The sequence below is a fragment of the Staphylococcus sp. HMSC34G04 genome, assembly GCF_001838765.1.
GTDB lineage: Bacteria > Bacillota > Bacilli > Staphylococcales > Staphylococcaceae > Staphylococcus > Staphylococcus epidermidis.
The window spans coordinates 1-740 of the sequence record NZ_KV838763.1; the positions used below are offsets into that span (position 1 = coordinate 1).

At 37.7% G+C, this 740-nt stretch carries 1 protein-coding gene; it reads right to left on the reverse strand.

Going from position 1 to position 740, the window contains the following annotated elements; genetic code table 11:
• Positions 1-740, reverse strand: a 740-nt coding sequence (locus HMPREF3241_RS11025; RefSeq protein WP_256323895.1) for a thiamine pyrophosphate-binding protein, incomplete at both ends; no start/stop codon positions are given.

Here is a 740-nt window from a genome sequence, read left to right on the forward strand (position 1 = left end):
GGATCATAACCAATTGTGACAACTAAATCACTTTTACGAAGCAATTCATCTCCTACTTGGTTACGGAATAATCCTACACGACCAAAGAAGTGATTTTCTAAATCGCGACTAATGACACCAGCACCTTGGAATGTTTCAACTACTGGTAAATTTGTCTTTTCAACTAATTTATGGATAGCATTTGTTTCATTCGCACTTGAACTTCTCATACCGGCGAGTAAAACAGGAAATGCTGCATTTTTAATTGCATCAATCACGTCATTTATATCTTGCTCACTAGGAACACCTAAATTGGGCTTTTGACATAGTGCTATAGCTTTTGATTCTACTGGTGCTGAAATCACATCTTGTGGAATACTAATAAAACTCGCACCATTTTTACCTGATGTTGCTGTTCTCATAGCATTAGTCATGACTTCTGATAAAGATTCAGGATCTTGTACTTCTTCACTATACTTTGTTGAATATTTTAATAATGCCGCATTATCTATACTTTGATGTGTTAAACGTAATAAATCATTACGTTTAACTTGTCCTCCTAAAGCTAATACGGGATCTCCTTCAGATGTTGCTGTTAATAGTCCGGTCGTTAAGTTACTGACACCTGGACCACTCGTTACAAGTGCGACACCTGGTTTACCAGTTAGTCGTCCTATACCTTGGGCCATCATTGCTGCGTTTTGCTCGTGACGCGTAACAATAAGTTCAGGTCCATCGTCTTCAAGTGCGTTAAATAAATA